This is a genomic window from Enterocloster bolteae (genome assembly GCF_002234575.2).
In the GTDB taxonomy this organism is placed as follows: Bacteria; Bacillota; Clostridia; order Lachnospirales; family Lachnospiraceae; genus Enterocloster; species Enterocloster bolteae.
In genome coordinates this window covers 2644474-2663104 of record NZ_CP022464.2, presented here as the reverse complement: position 1 = coordinate 2663104, position 18631 = coordinate 2644474, and the positions used below count along the sequence as shown (strand labels likewise).

At 49.5% G+C, this 18631-nt stretch carries 17 protein-coding genes and 1 tRNA gene; 1 reads left to right on the top strand and 17 read right to left on the bottom strand.

Annotated elements, in window-relative coordinates:
* Positions 1-156: 156 nt before the first annotated feature.
* The 15 genes from CGC65_RS12430 to CGC65_RS12360 form a co-directional block, all read right to left on the bottom strand.
* Positions 157-227, bottom strand: a tRNA-Trp gene (locus tag CGC65_RS12430).
* 176 nt (positions 228-403) lie between these two features.
* Positions 404-1792: a DNA repair protein RadA gene (radA, locus tag CGC65_RS12425; protein ID WP_002573498.1), complete on the bottom strand. Its 1389-nt coding sequence runs from the start codon at positions 1790-1792 to the stop codon at positions 404-406.
* Between the two features lie 88 nt (positions 1793-1880).
* Positions 1881-2297, bottom strand: a complete 417-nt coding sequence (locus tag CGC65_RS12420) for a hypothetical protein (protein ID WP_002567200.1) — start codon at positions 2295-2297, stop codon at positions 1881-1883.
* 118 nt (positions 2298-2415) lie between these two features.
* Complete coding sequence (locus CGC65_RS12415; protein WP_002567199.1) at positions 2416-5025, bottom strand: ATP-dependent Clp protease ATP-binding subunit; 2610 nt, start codon at positions 5023-5025, stop codon at positions 2416-2418.
* Between the two features lie 53 nt (positions 5026-5078).
* On the bottom strand, positions 5079-6113 hold the full coding sequence (locus CGC65_RS12410; protein WP_002567198.1) for an ATP--guanido phosphotransferase: 1035 nt from the start codon (positions 6111-6113) through the stop codon (positions 5079-5081).
* On the bottom strand, positions 6106-6723 hold the full coding sequence (locus CGC65_RS12405) for a UvrB/UvrC motif-containing protein (RefSeq protein ID WP_002567197.1): 618 nt from the start codon (positions 6721-6723) through the stop codon (positions 6106-6108). The genes CGC65_RS12410 and CGC65_RS12405 overlap by 8 nt, the downstream gene beginning before the upstream one ends.
* A gap of 121 nt (positions 6724-6844) precedes the next feature.
* Positions 6845-7258 carry a GntR family transcriptional regulator gene (locus CGC65_RS12400; protein WP_002567196.1) on the bottom strand — a complete coding sequence of 138 codons (414 nt, stop codon included), beginning with the start codon at positions 7256-7258 and terminating at the stop codon, positions 6845-6847.
* Between the two features lie 295 nt (positions 7259-7553).
* A complete protein-coding gene (locus CGC65_RS12390; RefSeq protein ID WP_235622158.1) occupies positions 7554-8837 on the bottom strand; it encodes a glycine/betaine/sarcosine/D-proline family reductase selenoprotein B in 1284 nt (427 codons plus the stop codon).
* A gap of 28 nt (positions 8838-8865) precedes the next feature.
* Positions 8866-10164 carry a glycine/sarcosine/betaine reductase component B subunit gene (locus CGC65_RS12385; RefSeq protein ID WP_002567194.1) on the bottom strand — a complete coding sequence of 433 codons (1299 nt, stop codon included), beginning with the start codon at positions 10162-10164 and terminating at the stop codon, positions 8866-8868.
* A gap of 33 nt (positions 10165-10197) precedes the next feature.
* Positions 10198-11706: a sodium/proline symporter gene (locus CGC65_RS12380; protein WP_002567193.1), complete on the bottom strand. Its 1509-nt coding sequence runs from the start codon at positions 11704-11706 to the stop codon at positions 10198-10200.
* Between the two features lie 42 nt (positions 11707-11748).
* Positions 11749-11907: a hypothetical protein gene (locus CGC65_RS31305; protein WP_002567192.1), complete on the bottom strand. Its 159-nt coding sequence runs from the start codon at positions 11905-11907 to the stop codon at positions 11749-11751.
* Positions 11908-12043: 136 nt separating this feature from the next.
* Positions 12044-13474, bottom strand: a complete 1431-nt coding sequence (locus tag CGC65_RS12375; protein WP_002567191.1) for a PucR family transcriptional regulator — start codon at positions 13472-13474, stop codon at positions 12044-12046.
* 38 nt (positions 13475-13512) lie between these two features.
* Positions 13513-13737 carry a hypothetical protein gene (locus CGC65_RS12370; protein WP_235622148.1) on the bottom strand — a complete coding sequence of 75 codons (225 nt, stop codon included), beginning with the start codon at positions 13735-13737 and terminating at the stop codon, positions 13513-13515.
* Between the two features lie 213 nt (positions 13738-13950).
* On the bottom strand, positions 13951-14679 hold the full coding sequence (locus CGC65_RS12365) for a hypothetical protein (protein ID WP_002567190.1): 729 nt from the start codon (positions 14677-14679) through the stop codon (positions 13951-13953).
* A gap of 16 nt (positions 14680-14695) precedes the next feature.
* On the bottom strand, positions 14696-15397 hold the full coding sequence (locus CGC65_RS12360) for a DUF5058 family protein (protein ID WP_002567189.1): 702 nt from the start codon (positions 15395-15397) through the stop codon (positions 14696-14698).
* Positions 15398-15665: 268 nt separating this feature from the next.
* On the opposite strand from CGC65_RS12360, the gene CGC65_RS12355 reads away from it, so the two are divergent.
* Positions 15666-16433, top strand: coding sequence for a creatininase family protein (locus CGC65_RS12355; RefSeq protein ID WP_002567188.1), 768 nt, complete (start codon positions 15666-15668; stop codon positions 16431-16433).
* A gap of 156 nt (positions 16434-16589) precedes the next feature.
* Here CGC65_RS12355 and CGC65_RS12350 read toward each other — a convergent pair whose 3' ends face one another.
* Together CGC65_RS12350 and CGC65_RS12345 are read right to left on the bottom strand one after the other, a co-directional pair.
* Entirely contained in the window at positions 16590-16925 is a 336-nt protein-coding gene (locus CGC65_RS12350) for a YolD-like family protein (RefSeq protein WP_002567187.1), read from the bottom strand.
* On the bottom strand, positions 16915-18297 hold the full coding sequence (locus tag CGC65_RS12345) for a Y-family DNA polymerase (RefSeq protein ID WP_002567186.1): 1383 nt from the start codon (positions 18295-18297) through the stop codon (positions 16915-16917). Before CGC65_RS12345 ends, CGC65_RS12350 begins: the two co-directional genes overlap by 11 nt.
* Positions 18298-18631: the final 334 nt, after the last annotated feature.

Genomic DNA, 18631 nt, shown 5'->3' with positions numbered 1-18631 from the left:
CGATTATACACTTAAACGGTTACATCTTGGTTACATATTCAAATTCTGTTAAAATTCATAAGCCAGACTTTATTATGCAAAAGAAAAAGCCCAGAAACCTTATAAAATAAGATTCCTCGACTCTCTTCGGGTTGGGCTATTCGTTAAAATAGTCAGCAGGGGAAGAGGGGCTCGAACCCCCATCTACGGTTTTGGAGACCGCTGCTCTACCATTGAACTATTCCCCTTTTTGTTTGGCGCATTTCTGAACCTCAATTAGAATACCACAGGTTTGAGAAAGTGTCAACTGTTTTTTCAAAAAAGTATTTTTCCTGTCCTAATGGCCCGGGCCGGGAGGGAACTCCTCTTTACAGACATCGGACTCTCCCTTCCCATCCCAATTCCCATCCCAACCCAGGCTCTTTTACATGATTCCAATAGCCTCCCGCACATTGGACACCCCAATCAAACGTATGCCCTCCACAGGCTTCATCTTATCCGCGCATACGCTCGGCAGCACACAGGCGGTAAAGCCCAGCTTGGCAGCCTCATTCACACGCTGGCTGGCCTGGGATACGGCCCTGACCTCTCCTGACAAGCCCACCTCCCCGAATATGAGCATTTTCGGATCCACGGGCCGGTCCTTGTAGCTGGACATAAGGGCCATGATAATGGCCAGATCCAGGGCTGGCTCGTTCATCTTCATGCCTCCCGCTATATTCACATAGGCATCCAGCCGCGACATCTCATAGCGGCAGCGCTTCTCCAGCACTGCCATCAGCAGGTTCACACGGTTGTAATCCGTACCGGCCGCCGTCCGCCTGGGCATACCGAAATTCGTTTCCGTCACCAGGGCCTGTACCTCTAAAAGGATGGGCCTGGTGCCCTCAAAGGAACAGGATACCACTGCGCCCGAGGCTTCCTCCGGCCGGCCGTCCAGCATGTATTCAGAGGGATTCTCCACCTCTGCCAGCCCCTGTTCCTGCATCTCAAATACACCTATCTCATTGGTAGATCCAAACCGGTTTTTCACACTGCGCAGAATGCGGTAGGACGCATTCCTGTCTCCCTCAAAATAGAGTACCGTATCCACCATATGTTCCAGTACCCTGGGGCCTGCCACCACGCCTTCCTTTGTCACATGCCCCACCACAAAAATGGCGATTCCCCGGCTCTTTGCTATCTGCATCAGGATTCCTGTGGACTCCCTTACCTGGCTGACGCTTCCGGGAGCAGAGGATATCTCCTCCCTGTACATGGTCTGTATGGAGTCAATGACTGCAATCTGGGGATTCTCAGTGTCAATGGCCCTCTCAATATGCTCCAGGCTTGTCTCACACAGGAATTTCAGCTCTCCGGTCACAGGACCGATGCGGTTTGCCCTCATCTTAATCTGTTTTAAGGATTCCTCCCCTGATATGTACAGAACCCGCTGGCCTGCGCCCGCCAGATTCCGGCATACCTGAAGCAAAAGGGTGGATTTTCCGATACCCGGGTCTCCCCCCACCAGCACCAGGGAGCCGGCCACGATTCCGTCTCCCAGCACCCGGTCCAGTTCCCCAAAACCAGTGGATATACGGTCCTGCTCCTCTATGTCAATCTCTGACAGAAGAGATGGTCTGGCTGCCGGAACCGGGGATTTCTGGCTCCCCGAAGCCAGGCGCCCTAACCCGCCCTGGCTGCCTGACGGTTTTGATACCGGTTCCTCCACCATGGAATTCCAGGCCTTGCAGGCAGGACACTGCCCCATCCATTTGGATGATTCATATCCGCATTCCTTACAGAAAAATGCGGTGGTTCTCGCTTTTGCCATGATAGCCTCCTCATATTTATGGAATCAATATTTAAAAAACTGACAGAAAAAGGCTGGAATCGCTTCCAGCCTGTATGATACTTAAGTTTTATGCTCTCTTTACAGCCTTAACCTGAACCGATACCCCTTCTTCCAGTTCCACGCTTACGCTGAGCTTGCCGCTCATGTTAGTCTTCATGCTGCCTACGGCTGCACCGTCAACGTAAACCTCGTAATCCGTATCGTTCTCAAGCTGTATGGTAATCTGTGCATCCCTGCTGCCTTCCACCGCGAATTCCACGTCCTCATCCGTAACCTTGAAATGCTCTGCAGCTGTTCCGGGTACAGATTCATAAACAAACATGTCATTGCGCTCCAGTTTGGTAATCTCGTTGTAGGTCTTGACCTTGTACATGTCTCCCTGATATTCGAAATCGGACTTCTTAGCCTTCTGTCCTAACTTGTAATTGCCAAAACTAATGGTGCCATCCTGCTCTATGCAGATTAACTCTTCAATGACCGGCATCTTCTTATCCTCCTGCTAATTGTGCTTAAGTATAACCTCTTCATAAAAATTATACAACAATCACCGAGAAATAACTAGTGAAAATATTCTTAATTTGTATAAACTGCTACAGATGCTGTTAAGCCTTGGGCGCCGGGGTCTCCTTCTTCTTACCGGAGGCGCGTCCGGCCCTGCTTTTGCTCCCCGCCGCCTTGCTCTTATCCTCAGAACCTTCCCCGGCTGAGGCTGGTTTGGCGGCTGGTTTGTTGGCTGGTTTGGCGGCCGCCTTTGGCCTGGCTGTCTTTGCTTTCACGCTAAAGGTAAGCTTTTCCCCGTCAAATCCCACTTCCACCAGGGATCCGGCTTTGATGCGGCCATCCAGCATCTCCTCAGCCATCCGGTCCTCCACCAGGTTCTGGATGGTGCGCCTCAGAGGCCTTGCCCCGTATTTATCGTCATATCCCTTATCAATCAGGTGCTCTCTGGCGCTGTCCGTTACCTCAAGCCCTATGCCCAGCTGTTCCTTGCAGCGTTTGCCGATGGTGCCCAGCATGATATCCGCGATTCCCTTTATATGCTCCCTTGTCAGCTGATGGAACACGATAATCTCGTCAATACGGTTTAGGAACTCAGGCTTAAAGAGGCGTTTCACCTCATCCATAACACGGTCCTTCATGAAATTATAATCTGCCTTGGCATCGCTTACCATGCCGAATCCCAGGCGTTTGGGTGAAATGATATTCTCCGCCCCTGCATTGGAAGTCATGATGATAATGGTATTCTTAAAGTCTATCTTGCGTCCCTGGGCATCTGTGATATGACCGTCGTCCAAAACCTGCAGCAAAATGTTGAACACATCCGGATGGGCCTTTTCTATCTCGTCAAAAAGGATGACACAGTAGGGATTGCGGCGGACTTTTTCGCTGAGCTGACCGCCCTCGTCATATCCCACATATCCTGGCGGTGAGCCTATCATCTTGGACACGCTGTGCTTCTCCATATATTCGGACATATCCACGCGAATCAGGGCATTTTCCGTACCGAACATGGCCTCTGACAATGCCTTGGACAGCTCCGTCTTTCCCACGCCTGTGGGGCCCAGGAACAGGAAGGAGCCAATGGGGCGTTTGGGGTCCTTAAGGCCCACCCTGCCTCTGCGGATGGCCTTTGAAATGGCTGTTACCGCCTCCTCCTGTCCCACCACCCTCTGGTGCAGGATGCCTTCCAGGTTCCTCAGACGCTCTGATTCCTCCTCAGCCAGCTTCCTGACCGGAATCCTGGTCCAGCCGGACACCACGTCCGCGATTTCATTGTCGCTGACAATAAGCTTTTTGCTCTCCTTGTCCTTCTGCCACTTTTCCATGGTCTGGGCTATCTTTTCCCGTATCTTTTCCTGTTTCTTCTTTATCTCTCCGGCCTTCTCGTAGGCTTCCCTCTTGATGGCCTCCTCCTTGGCTTCCTCCAGACCATCAATCTCAGCCTCGTAATCCTTAATCTTAGCTGGCTTCGTGTAGTTCTGGAGACGTACCTTGGAAGCGGCCTCGTCAATGAGGTCGATAGCCTTATCCGGCAGGAACCTGTCGTTAATATAACGGCTGGACAGCTTCACCGCTGCCTCCAGTGCATGGTCTGTTATCTCTACTTTGTGATGCTCCTCATAACGGCTTCTGAGCCCCTTAAGTATGGCTACGGACTCATCCTCTGTAGGCTCATCCACGGTTACCGGCTGGAAACGGCGTTCCAGGGCAGAATCCTTCTCTATATACTTGCGGTACTCATTGATGGTAGTGGCTCCAATGAGCTGAATCTCACCTCTGGCCAGGGACGGTTTTAATATATTGGATGCATCCAGTGCGCCCTCGGCCCCGCCTGCTCCGATGATGGTGTGTATTTCATCAATAAACAGAAGCACATCGCCGGATTCCACCACTTCCGAGATGACTTTTTTAATACGCTCCTCGAATTCTCCCCTGTATTTGGATCCTGCCACCATACCGGACAGGTCCAAAGTCACTACCCTTTTGTCTGCTATGGTTTCAGGCACATTGCCGGACGCAATCATCTGGGCCAGTCCCTCTACCACGGCTGTTTTGCCCACGCCGGGTTCGCCAATCAGACACGGATTGTTCTTAGTGCGGCGGCTCAGTATCTGTATCACGCGCTGGATCTCCTGCTCTCTTCCTATGACAGGGTCCAGTTTTCCCGCTGTGGCCAGCTGGGTCAGGTTCCTGCTGTAGCTGTCCAGGGTAGGTGTGGCATTGCCCCGCTTTCCGGCCCTGGCTCCCTGAAGGTCATCCTTGGCAGCAGGAGCGTCCTCACCCATGGCTGCCAGCAGGTCGATGTAGAGCTTCTGTATATTGACCCCGATGGTGTTGAGAAGACGGCTGGCCACGCAGTCCCCTTCCCTCAGCATGGCAATCAAAATGTGCTCTGTTCCTATCTGGGCTGCCTTAAAACGGACAGCCTCCCTGTAGCTGTTCTCTATTACCCGGCGGGCCCTGGGGGTATAGGCCGTCCTGTCCGCGGTCTGTACCGTTGGGTTGGGGGCAATGAGCTGGCTAACCAGTTCAATGACGCGGTCTTCCTCCACCCCGTTTTCCTCCAGTACCTTGGCCGCCACTCCGGTCCCTTCCTGCAGCAGGCCAATGAGCAGATGCTCTGTTCCCACGTAACCATGGTTCAGTGTCTCCGCCACACCCACTGCCAGCCCAAGCGCTTCCTGGGCCTGCGGTGTATATCGTTCCATCATAATGTCATGTCCTCCTTGCAAGTGTGTTAAATCCGGCTCTGCCCATGGCTGAGCTAGATTATCTCAGGCAGGTTCTGCCTTATATAAGCTGCCCTCACAGCGTCCAGCTCATCCTTATCCAAAGGCCGTTTGGCCCAAAGATTTAAGTTGGCCGGCTTAATTCCTATAATCAGGCTGTAAAGGGAGCATTCCTCATTAAATTTCATCAGTCCATCCTCTTCCCCTGCCATGAGCTGGGAAATGAATATCCTGGCATCCTTCTCCGTTATCTTCCTGGCGTACTTTAAGACACCGTAGGACTTATATGCCTCATCCTCCCGCTCCAGGCGCTGGGTATTAAGGGTGGCGCTCCTGACCCGCATTTCCTGGTTGTTGAGCTGGGCCGCCGCCTTTGTAACCAATTCCACGATCTCCTTTTCGGACTGTCCCAGGGTCCGCTGGTTGGATACCTCATAAAGGCTTCCATAGTTGTCGCTTCCTTCTCCGTACAGGCCGCGAATAGCAGTCCCGAACCGGCTCATATCCGCCACAATGCTCTGGAACTTGCGCACCTGGGATAGGGTGGGCAGGTGAAGCACCGCACAGGCACGCAGTCCTGTACCCACATTGGTGGGGAAGGAGGTAAGATACCCGTACTTTTCGTCAAAAGCATAGGAAAACCGTTCATTGACATAATCATCCAGAACATCCGCCTTATGCCACAGCTCATCCAGTTTGAGTCCGGGGGACAGTATCTGCATGCGGATGTGATCATCTCCGCCCAGGACAATACTGCCCGACTCATCAGCTGACAGCAGCAGTCCAGACGGCTCCTTCCTGCTGACACAGGCCATGTTAAGGATTCTGCGCTCCCTGAGAGCCATCTTCTCCAGCTCCTGCATCTGGTCCAGCTGGCTGTAGCTTAAATCCCGGCCATCCTGGTCCTTAAGTCCTTTAAGTCCCTCCCTGAGGCGTTCCACCATCTCGCCGCACTGGGCAGCGGTCATCCTGGAGGGAAACACATATTCATCCCAGTTCCTGGCCAGACGGACGCGGCTGTATATCACGTTGGAGTTTTTGCTGTCTATTTCCTCAAACCATTTACTCATGGATTCCAGCCTCCTTTTTCAGTTCTTTAATCTGGTCCCGGTAACTGGCCGCCAGTTCATAATCCTCCTGGCGCACTGCCTCCTTTAGCTTGGAGTCTAACTCCCTAATCTGCTTTCTGACCACAGCGGTCTGGGAATCCTGGGAACCGGCCTCTGCCAGACAGTCTGTGTTCTCTTTTGTTTCCTCCCCAGAGCCCCCTGAGGCCTCCGGGTGCTCCTTTTCAAATGTACTTCTGTATTTGGGATGCTTGCCCTTATGGCTCTCGCTTCCCTGAAGCTGCTTCATCTTATCTTTGATAAACAAATCAAATACGCCATAACAGTCAGCGCATCCGAACCGGCTGTTCTCCACAAAATCCTCGAAGCTGGTGCCGCAGGTGGGGCAGACTACATTTCCCCTCACATCGGTCTCCTCCTCGTCATCCTCCAGACCCAGAAGGCCGGAAAGAAGCTTCCCCAGTGGAAACTCCCCATCCAGGAGGGCGGAGTACTGGCCGAAATCCATCTCCTTCGCACAGTGAGAGCAAAGGTTATGTTCCGTTTTTACGCCATTGATTATCTCAGTGTATTTGATCGTGGCTTCCCGGATTTTACATCTTTCACATAACATACGAATCCTCCATTGACATCCAGAAACGTACCCGTGCTTTCTGCACATCACGGTTCTGGCCTTATTACAGAACATGTCTGAATATACAGGCGGACAGCCGCCGCTCATGTTCCGGCAGTTTCTAACCTTCCCCGGTCCCCTGGCCGTCATTTGTCCCCATACACCCGCGGGTGTATTTATCATAAATCTCATCCACCAGATGATGGATTTCATCACGGCTTATATTCTTACAGATACCCCAGGCCAGTACCACATCCAGGTCTCCCCGCATGTCGTCAATGGCCTGAATCTTATCCACGTCCAGGCTGACTACAGCGCCCTTGCGCCGATCCAGCTTTACAAACCCTTCCTGGCGAAGCACAGAATATGCCTTATTAACTGTATGCATGTTGATGCCGATATAATCAGCCATTTGACGGACAGAGGGCAGAGTGTCCCCCTCCCGTATCATGTCCGTGGCAATCCCCATGATAATCTGGTTGCGCAGCTGTATATAGATTGCTTCATCACTGTTGAAATCAATCTTCAAGAACATAAAACCACCATCTTTCGTTTTGTGTAACAAGGAAAGTTATATTTGTTCTACAAGCAATATAACACTTGTTAGTATTATCATAGCAAGGGAACATGATTTCGTCAAGCGGAAATCTGTGACATTTCCCCCTCCCCTGTGACCTCCCGCCCCCTTTGCCCAAAAGCCAATTCCAAAAATCAGCGTTAAAGACAAGCGCAAAAAAAAGAGCGCCGCCTGACGCTCCTTTCTTAATCCTGGGATGTTTTTCAATGAATCTGCCCGGAAAACCTTTTTTAAAGGAGTTTACGGATGGGCTTTAGAAAAACTCCTGGCCCGAAACCTCCGCAGATACCGCCTTCAGCGCCCTGTCAATATAATTTCTGCGCATTTTAAGCTGTTCCTCCATAGGCAGGTCAATATCACTGCATGGATTATTAATCGCGATTCCCGGAATAACTCTGGGGCTTCCAATGCTCCTTGCCACAGCCGTCATGTTGGTGATAAGTGCTGTTGGTATGCCGGACTTCTCCATTTCATTAACCATCGTTGCACCGCAACGCGTACAGCTTCCTCATGTGGCAACCAGGATAGCTGCCTGGATGCCGTCCATTTTAAGCTGCTCCACGATTTCACGGCCCATTTTCCTGGCCTCCTTTAAAATCGTAAGATTGCCGGTTGTCACGTAGTAGTAATCATCCAGCTTTCCGATTTTCCCCTCCCTCTCCGCTTCTTTTAATGCCGTAAGTGGTACCAGTACCTCCGGATCTTCATTTACGTTATTTGTGCTGAAGCCGCCGTGGACACTGTAGAACTCATTTTTCTTAAATGCTTCCAATCCCCTGATGTCATACCGCTTCCAGACAGAGGCTGAACCGGAAGGAATCCTGTCCGGATTTCCTACAGGTACCAGGCTTCCCGTGGTGATGACTGCGATTTTTGCTCTTCCTGCATCCACAGGGGCTGCCGGAACAACCGTGTCCTCCTGTTCAATGGGAAACTCTGTCTTAAAAGGCTGGCCCTGTAGTTTTGACAGCATCATCCTTACCGCCCTGTCAGCGGGCGCCTCCTCGCTCTTGACGCTGACCCTTACGCCGTGGGGAAAATAGCCTTCCGCCTCAGCCCAAAGGATTTCTTCTCCTGACAGCACCTTGGCTGCCAATCCTGCCATTGCCGACGCGTCCTGACGCATTCTGACCGCGCTTTTGCTGCCGCGCATGATATAGACATCCGGTGTTTTTGCATAGGCGGCCACGCCTGGATTTTCCTCATTCATGCTGGTAATGGCTGTCACATGATATTTTTCCGTTATGTATTTGCAGATTTCACCGCAGCTCATACCGTAGCGCCCTGACTGGAACGCGGGTCCGGCCAGGAACAGGTCAAATTCGATTCCCTCCAGAAACTGATCCATTCTTTCAATTGCCTCGTCTCTGTGGCCGGTCATGAAGTTATCGCCGCATATGATGGTGTGTGTTATCTCTGCATCCTTTAAACAGGACAAAATCACATTTCCCGGACCCACCGGTCCCTCCTCAACGGAAGGCTCATAGCCGGCCTTGTCCTCGCCTCCTATGCCGCCGAAAAACTGGTTTATATACATGACTATTCGTTTCACTGCTAGTCCCTCCTTAATATTCTTTTACAGCCCGTTTCAGCTGTGCCGCCGGATTGCCGCCGCATGCCAGCGCATATGTATTGATAATGACGGAATGGTCCGGTCTCAGGCTCGGCCCCAGGGTTGTATGGGTGGACCAGGCGCCGTAGTAATAATCCCTGACCAGGGACTCATCGTCACCTATAACCTTATCCATGGGCGGTAGCTCAATGATGGTTGAGGTCTCCCCCACGGACACGATTGCGTCGGCTTTTGGGTCTGTATACACCTTCCCGATATGCTCATCCATGATTCCCACGGTTTTAATGCCTTTGTCCTCCAGATGGCTTAACAGATAAAAGGTATCCACATCAACATTGCTTCCGCCGCCCCACTCCTGCACAAAGGCTCCGTCTAATTTCAGGCATTCCGCTATCTGTGTAGCGCTGATGGCATTGCGCAGTTTCATGCTGTCCGACACATCGGCAGGTGACAGGATAACCCCCGCAAAATCAATGGTCTTTCCATGTTCCTGGCAGAGCCGCTTAATCATGGGATGGTTCTGGGCATCATATGTGGTAAGGGCCTGCCCGGCCAGCCCCATGCCTCCCAGCAGAAATCCGTCCAGAATTTCCTGGGGATGGACCAGCAGCGGCATCATATTATTGCAGTCCCGGCCCAGAAACAAATCATTGATGCCCTTTGCCAGCTGGCTGATTACCGTCATCACGTAACCCACCCTGGGAAGCTTCTTTTCCTGCGCCTGCTGTGAGCCTTCATCCAGGTCATAGCACTCCCACCGGTCCGGTTCCCTGCCGGCCAGCGTCTTTCCCAGATACTCTGCCATATAATGGGCAGATATGCGGAACTCGTCCTCCTCTCTCAGCGTATAATCCAGTTCCTTCTCATTCGTCCTTTCCGCAAAAATCACAAGGTTTGTGGTGGTGGAATGATAGCTGTAATCTGCTCCGGGACCGCTCATGTCCAGTATGCCGTCCCCCATGCTGCTGTAACGGCCGCAGACCAGCACGGCAATTCCCTTCATGGCATGAAGCGTCCCCTCCCCGCAGCTTGTGACAGGTCCCGTATATCCGGGAAAAAGGGCCCTTCCGTCCGGCCTGAATCTCGGCTCCACCGCACCCTTCACAGGGCAGATTCTCACACTGTCTCCGGGATGGACGATGTGAAGTTCAATGTTTTTAAGCTTCCCCAGAGGGTTGATGGCCTTTGTTGCCTCCTCCCTGTTCACAGTGAGGATCCCGCCTTCATAAGCTGTCTTTTCTCCAAAGACAATATCCCTGACGAGAAAATTTCCAATTTCCAGTTTTTTCACAATATTGCACCTCTCTTATCTTTGCTTCATTGATTATTTGCTGCCGGCAGCAATTGCCGCCTGAATTTTATTTTTACTGCACCCCGGCTCAAAGAACACATCCAGATGTTCCTCTTCCATCCTTGGCGTACAGAGGGAGACCAGTACCATAAGCAGGAACGACACCGCCGTACCCGGGACAAAGGAATGCACCACGCTGGTAAGTCCTGCAAAATACCAGATAATAGAGACAGCAGACCCTCCGATAATACCCGCCATGCATCCCTGTCTTGTTGCCCTTTTCCAGTAGAGCCCCAAAACCAGCGGAGCCGTAAAGGCGGCTCCCATAACGCCTGCAGACATGGTTGACAGTGACCAGATAAAATCAGGCGGATAAATGGAGCCGATTACCACCACCACAAGAATGATGCCCGTGGCAATCCTGGATATTCTGACGGATTTACCGGAATCCTGCTTTGCATTGCTCCTGGCGCAGTAATAATCTTCGTAAATATCCTTGGTCACTGCGCCGGAAGATGTCAGTACCAGGGCCACTGTGGTGGAAAGACCGGCGGCCAGTATCCCGCAGAGAAATATCCCTGACACAACTGCATTGGTATGTTCTGCCACCAGGGTGGGAACAATGGCGTCCACATTGTCAAAGGGCACTGCCCTAAAAAGCTTAAATGCCGCGGCGCCAATCATGGCAATGGAAACCATGAATATAATTTCCCATACAACCGCAACCCTTATCACGGTTCCCACGGTTCTGGAATCCCTCAGCCCCATGAACTTTGTCACAAGCTGGGGCTGTCCAAACGCAATCAGCGCCCAAACTCCTGCCCAGCTGAACAGCTGCGCGAATGTCAGTCCTGAAGACGGCTGTATATGCGAGGGGGATACCGAACCCATGTACGTCACAGCCGCTGTCACCCCGCCGCTTTTTGTGATGACGATTACCGCCACCAGAAGGCAGGATACTGCAATGGTGATTCCCTGAATGATATCCGTGGTGGAAACACCCCAGTATCCGGCGGTTACCAGGTAGCAGAAGGATACCACGGCAATAACCACCACTCCCATGGCATAAGGAATCCCCACAATGGCATGCATGGCATCTGCAATGCCCTTCATGGCTGAGATTGCATACGGCACCATCATAACCGACACAAGGGTTCCGCACAGCAGCCTGAACTGGTTGGACTTATACCGGATAGCCAGGAAACCTGAGAGGGACACGACATTTAATCTCTCTGAAAGCGCCCGCATCTTCGGTGCAAACACAATAAAGATCAGGATACAGCAGAAAAAAACGCTTATCATAATCTCAAACGCAGCATATCCAAGGCCGTAGTTATAATACATGGGCGGGTCCCCGATGATTGCGACCGTGCTGACATAGGCAGCCCCGTAAGAAAGAGCTGTCGCCACAGGCCCTACCTGTCTTCCCCCAATCCAGAAATCATCTGATGATTTTACTTTCCGGCTCATATAAAGACCGACGCCAATTAATATCCCCATATATATGACGGCCATGATAATCTGAAGCCAACCTATTTTCATGAAATCCTCCTCTCCAAAAACAATGTCATGTTCTCTTTTTGGTCATTCCTCCTCATCATCTGTCTGGTTAAATGACCAGTAGTAATCCGATTTCTTCTTCCACCATTTAGAGCGGAGAATCAATTCAGTTATGAGAGGACATCCGATTACAGCAGATGCAAACATAAGAAACGTCCCCCAGGGCAGTCCCAACGGTCCCATAGTCAACCTCCTTTCCATGAAAAAAAATATCTATAGACAAATTGTGCTATCGAATTTATCTATAGATATTTTACAATTATTATGTTTTTGTATATATGGAAAAAAATACATTTAAAAAGCCCAAAAAAAGTCTTTTTTACATCCACTTCAGGAAGTCGTTTGAATCATATATGGGCATCTGTTCGAGGATGACCAGGGAGACGTATAATTTAACATAGGCATACAAATCGTTGACATCCACGTGGAAAAATTCCTTTAATTTTTCAATCTTCTGGTAAACCGTATTCTTATGCATAAAGAGCGCCTCTGCCGTTCTTTTCACACTTCCGCCGGAATAGATATAGATTCGCAGGAAGTTCATGTAATCACTCCCATACTTCTTATCATACTCAAAAATCTTATACACGCTGGGATGGCACAGGCTTTCCATGGTAAATTCTCCGCAGTTCACACTGGTTTTCACAAGATACGTCACAATGCTGTCCGCAAACGCGTAATAATGTACTCCGTTTAACGTGTTAAACAGCACCCTGATTGCCTCCACCGACTGCTTATATCCAATGGAAATATTCACAATATTAAAAAATCCGTAGCTCAACCCCGCATAAAAATTCCGTTCCACCAGGAAATCCTCTATTCCCAGCTGGGTCCTGGAATCATACTCCTCCGCACAAGTGCCTGTCAGCAGACACACGTAGTAATTTTCGTGGCTGAACACCCTGGCGTTCAGTCTCTTTGACAGTTCCCCCACGTCGTTGACCTTTGTCTTGCCCAGGCTCACATCAATCAGCAGCACATAATATTTTTCCTTTTCCACCCATCCTGCTTTTAACAGCTCATTGAGCATCAGTTCCGGCTGGGCGGGAATTCTTCGGATCATTCCCTCCAACAGCTCGTCCAGCCGTGAGATTGGCTGTACGATGCCATTGTTGGTAAATGTATAGCACTGCAGGATATTACAGATTTTCTTTAGAAAAATGGGATCCGTCACCCGGTCAAACCTGGTATTCCTTTCGGCCAGCACACAATACCGCTTTTTCCCTCTGGGATTGGTATAATGGACAATCATCAATGGATACGGGATTTCATCGGAACACTCCTGATAACATATATTCAAATGCTGTCCCTTTTTAGACACTGCCTTAAAATCAATGCTGGCAATCCACAAAAATTCATCTTCCCCATCAAACCCATTCCATACCAGCGGTTTATAATCCTCCCGCAGCAGGATACACGGATTATCCATGACCCCCGAAATCATGTCTGTCTCCGATGAGCGGAATGCGGTTAACTTGTCCTGCATCTTAATGAGCAGGGACTCCTTGCGGTTATAATTCAGAAGTATCTTCTGCAGCACCTCATAAAGATCTGTTTCCCCCGCAATGACACAGGTATTTTTAGGCGGGCGGGGATGGGTAAGGGACGGCTGAACATACAGCATCCCCTCCAAATAAGAATAAGAGCCGTTCTGTACCTGGACCCCGTATACCTGCCCTTCCATGGGGCCGGTATATTTGTACTGATTTTGTCTGGTATCCAACACTTCCAATAGAATTCTGATGTCCATAAATCCCCTCTCCTGTTCGTAACCCAATCGTTGTGCAGCTAAATAAGATTTATTTTCATTCCTATAATCCCTAATATAAAAGCCACAGAAAATGCGATTGAATGAATAACCAACGTTGAACTGTTTTTAGAAAATACTGGAATATTACTTAAGATGGCATAGCCTGCAATCCATTGCCCGTATGCTGTATTGAGGTTAAACCCAGGCAAATCTTTCCTCACCACTTGAAGAACTGCCATTAAAGCAATTAAACTAAAAACCACCGGTGAACCTCCTATACTCTGGCTATTTGGATAAAGCATTGAAAAAATCATATTTGTTAAGGAACCTGTCACCAATGAAAAAATCATTAATTTGATTTCATTTACTTCTGTGCTAAAGGCAGCCCAGGGCAGCGTCTAATTTACTCCATTATATAATATTTCAAAACAAAAATATAGCAATGCATATGAGAATAAATATGCATTGCTATATTATTAAATAACCGGTTCTTTTCCTTTCTTTTTCGCCGTGGCATAGGCAAAGGCCATGGTTCCCAATATCGGCACAAGCATGACAATAATACTTCCTCCGTCCGCCGGGATGGCGCTTAAAAAGCCTTTTTTATAAAGAAGCAGTACTCCAAGTGCTGTCAGGATGGAAAAGGCGCCGCTTTTTTCATTTCCAGACAAAAATTGGGCAAAGATACACCCGAACAGCGCCGGGAGCAGAAGGCTCAATCCATTGGATACAGACGCCGGAAGCCGGCTTAATGCAGCCTGCCCCGCAAAGACCGCTACAGCCAGTATACCAATGCTGACAAAGCATGTTATGGAGATGGCAATGGTGGAAATCAGCGAACCTTTTTGGGTCCCCGGGTCCACCCCGGCTGCTTTCTGGGCTGTTATGGCGCAGGGCATACGCATATTGGATGCATTTCCCGCCAGTGAGCAGAGAAGCATGCCTGTGACGCCCTGTACCGGGAAATAAGCCACCGGCTCCGATATCCACCACGGAAGGTTAATCAGCAGCCAGGCAAAAGTGCCCTTTACGATAGCCGGCCAATCCGGCATGACCCCCCATCCAATCCAGGTATATAAAAATGGAGCAAAGAAAAATAATGTGCTTGCCAATAATACAAACCGTCCAACCCTCACAATTGAGGGCAGATATTCTTTATTATATACATCCTCCATCTTTTGGTTTTCCGCCTTTTCGTTTTTCATCCTTCCATCCTCCGCTCTATACGAATAATCCCAAACACATACCGGCAGCCATGGAAATTAACAGTCCCCATTCCAGAAGCCATTTTTTCCTTGTCCTTTTCTGTATGGCCTGCAGCAGAAGCATTACCGCGAATCCCCCCGCCAGCGCCACTGTGGACGCATCCATTTTCAGTATGTAAGGGGCGTCCACATATGCGTAGCAGCCCAGAATCGCTGCCGTTGAAATAATAGTTGCCACGGTTGCGTCCTTACCGCTGATTTTCCGGATCACCTTATCCATCTTAGTACAGAGAAGGGCCGGGATAACAAGATATCCGATACAGCCGAATGCCATCAGGAATACGGTTGTCTGAAATATACCTGGCGTCAATGTGGCTGCGCTTGCAGTTGTCCCAAACGCATCTGCCGCAATTCCCACAGACTGCAGTTCATACCCCACATTTCCCACAACCGAAAGCCGCAGCAGGGCAGTGGGCGCCCCAACCATAACCAGCAGGGATATCATGCCCACTGCAATGACTACGGAAGGAGCCACCGCAGATATGCCTGCCGTCTTAACCGTTATGCTGATTTGTTCCTTTGTAACCCCAATACTTTTAGCCACCTTGATGCTTTTAACCAGAAAATAGGCAGCCATACCTAATACCAGTGCAATGGACATAAGTGTAATCATCCATAATATAGGGCTGTTGACAAGTTGCTGAATTTCCCTTGGCATGTGAAAACCCTCCTCCAGAAGTAATAAAAAATCTATAAATATAGGAATATTATAGTTTTTTTGAATGAATACAACAATGTAAAAAAGTCCATTATTTTCTCTTATATTTGTGAAACAGTTCACGTTGACATAATTTTTTTCACATGCAATACTTATTGTAGCAATTTAGTTCCATAGACCCTTTAAATCCATATGGCAACTTAAATCCATATAGCAATTGAAATACATATATCACGCAATATATTATAAGCAAAGAGAGGATAATCATATGAAAAACCAATTATTGTGGGAACAGCTTCGTGCGCCGGAGCTGAAAAAGCTTGCTGAAAAGAATGCTGTGGTGATGATACCAATGGGGGCTGTTGAACAGCACGGCCCCCATCTTCCCGTGGCTACAGACACCATACTGGCCCAGTGGATTGCTGAGCGCGCGGCAAAAGAGATGTGGGATAAAGGGATTCCTGTTGTGATTGCTCCTGCCTTTGTCATTGCCAATTCCATGCACCACATGCATTTTTCCGGAAGCCTCAGTCTTACACCGGGAACCTTTATACAGGTTCTAAAGGAGCAGTGCAGGGCAATCGCGGTCCAGGGGTTCCGGAAAATTGCCATTATAAACGGACACGGCGGAAATACCGCGCCTATTGATGTGGCATTAATTGATATTAACCAGGAGCTGGGATTCCCTGTATACAACGTTCCATATACGGCCGGGGTTGATGAATCGCCTTTCCTGGACAAACAGAACTATATGATTCATTCCGGAGAGGTTGAGACTTCCCTGATACTGGCCTATGATGAATCATTGGTGGATCCCAGCTACACTAACCTGAGCGGGAATCCTGGTGGATGCAGCGATTACGAGGACTGCGGCGCCCTCTCCACCTTCCATTACATGGAAAGCCACACTGAAAACGGAATTATGGGAGAAAGCTGTGCTGCCTCCAAAGAAAAGGGGATTGCCCTGGCGGACGCTTACTGCAAACGCCTTGTGGAAGTACTCTCCGACGAAAGACTGTGGAGTGTCCCTGTATAATGGGTTCTGATTTCAGATAAGCAGAAAATAAGAATATTTCGGCTCCTGGGCCGGGCAGCCTCCGGCTGCCGGCCTTTTCCGGTGACAGGAACCGGATTGGCCGTGATAAGGCACAGGCAGCCATTGACCAGGCAATGCTCTGCGGCATCAATAAAATCACCGGCAAAATTCAATATCCAGCACATCGTCAAAGCTGATTTTCGTATTTACCACCTGAAGGACCCGGCTGCTGATATTGAACCGGGCAACCATCCCGGTCACCTTCAGGTATTCGTCTTTATGAAAATAAACCACACCGATTATCATTCCCGGCTCAATCTGCTGCATTTTCCGGTTCAGTTCTTCAGACATGTCCTCTGTCAGAATGATTTTGGGCACCACTACCCGCTCTTTTTCCGCCAGTGCTTCCGGCAGTCCCTTAAGGGCTGCAAACGGAAGGAATTGTTTTGCCCTGTCCTGAACAGACATCTTTGCCCTTGGTCTACCTGCCATCTCTGTTCCCTCCGGCTTTGTGTTCTGCGCCTTCACGCTCTTTGCCGCGCTCTTTGCTTTTGTTCCCGCCATCCTTATAAATCCCGCTTTTATGGCCTCCAATCTGCTGGTTCCGTTCCTGCATGGTGGACGCCTCCTGCAGATTTATCCCTTTAAGGATTGCATTCTTCCCAAACTTCTTCTTTATATCCAGCATGGCTGTCTGCAGTTTACGGTTCCGTTCCAGCTCCTGCACATCGGTAAACATGCTGTATTGCCTGTACTCCTCCTCAATCACGTGGTTTACTGAAATGTTAAGCCGGTGTATGGCCAGATCAGGATTGGCAATACGCTCAAACAGGGCGGACACTGCGGGAACCAGGATGATATCTGCATTTGTCTCCGCGTCCAGGGACGCTGTTCCTCTGGAGGATTCAACTGCCAGCTGCCTGGAATAGCCCACCTGTAAGGTCACTGAATCCGACACCAGGTTCTTTTCCACCATCTCCAGACACAGCAAATCCATCATTTCCTTCACAATCAGCTTTGCATCTTCAAAGCTGTAATCGCATCCCAGGACCTGTCCGCTGGTGAGGCAGTTTGTTCTGGCCTTATAGGACTTGATAGCCGCAATGGTGGCGGTCTCCCTCCCCCATGCATGGTCGATCAGCAGCTCCGCATCCACGCCAAACAGTTTATACAAAAAGTCTTCATCAGTCCTGGCAATGTCCCCCGCCGTATGAATCCCATACTTTTCCAGCTTTGCGGCAATACCCCTTCCAATGCGCCAGAAATCTGTCAGCGGCTTGTGGTCCCAGAGAGTTCTTTGAAAGGTTTCCTCGTCCAGCTCTCCGATAAAATCCGGGGAATGCTTGGCCGTTATATCCAGGGCAATCTTGGCCAGGTAGAGGTTGGTGCCAACCCCGCAGGTGGCCCGAATACCATATTCCCGAAAAATATCAGCCATAATGGTCTGCCCCAGCTCCCTGGCCGTCATATGGTAAAGGGGCAGGTAATTGGTTACATCCATAAAACACTCATCAATGGAATACACATGAATATCTTCCTTTGAGATATATTTCAGATATATGCCGTAAATTCCGGCTGCATAATCAATATAAAGCTGCATACGGGGCTGTGCCATGATGTAATCCACACTCTTTGGAATCTCAAAGACGCGGCATCGGTTATGGATTCCCAGTCTCTTCATGGCAGGGGAAATAGACAGGCAGATGGTCTTTTCCGTCCGCTCCGGGTCCGCCACCACCAATCTGGCTGTCATGGAGTCCAGCCCCCGTTCCACACATTCCACAGAGGCGTAAAAGGACTTTAAATCTATGACGATATAGATCCGCTGTTCCACGATTATACTCCCTTTCCCCAGGATGTCCATTCCTGTTTTTTGTTTCTTTTCTTAAATTTGTTATTCTGTTTATTCTATTATTGCAATCCACTCTCCTTTATTATACTGCCTTCATCTGTAAACCGCAACATTTTATTCGAACATTTGTTCTTTTTGCTTTTGTCTTTTTTCTCTGATATTTTTTTTTGTATTATCTATATCTGCACCATGTATCTCCTTCCCCCTTCGAAAGGAGATTCTTCTTCCACACATCTGCGGATGTAAACTCAGTAAGTATCATCCGATAATCCTATTGCTTCATCCAGATTGCTGTGCATATAAAAAACGGGCTTCTGCTTATTGGCAGAAGCCCCGGCTATCCGTA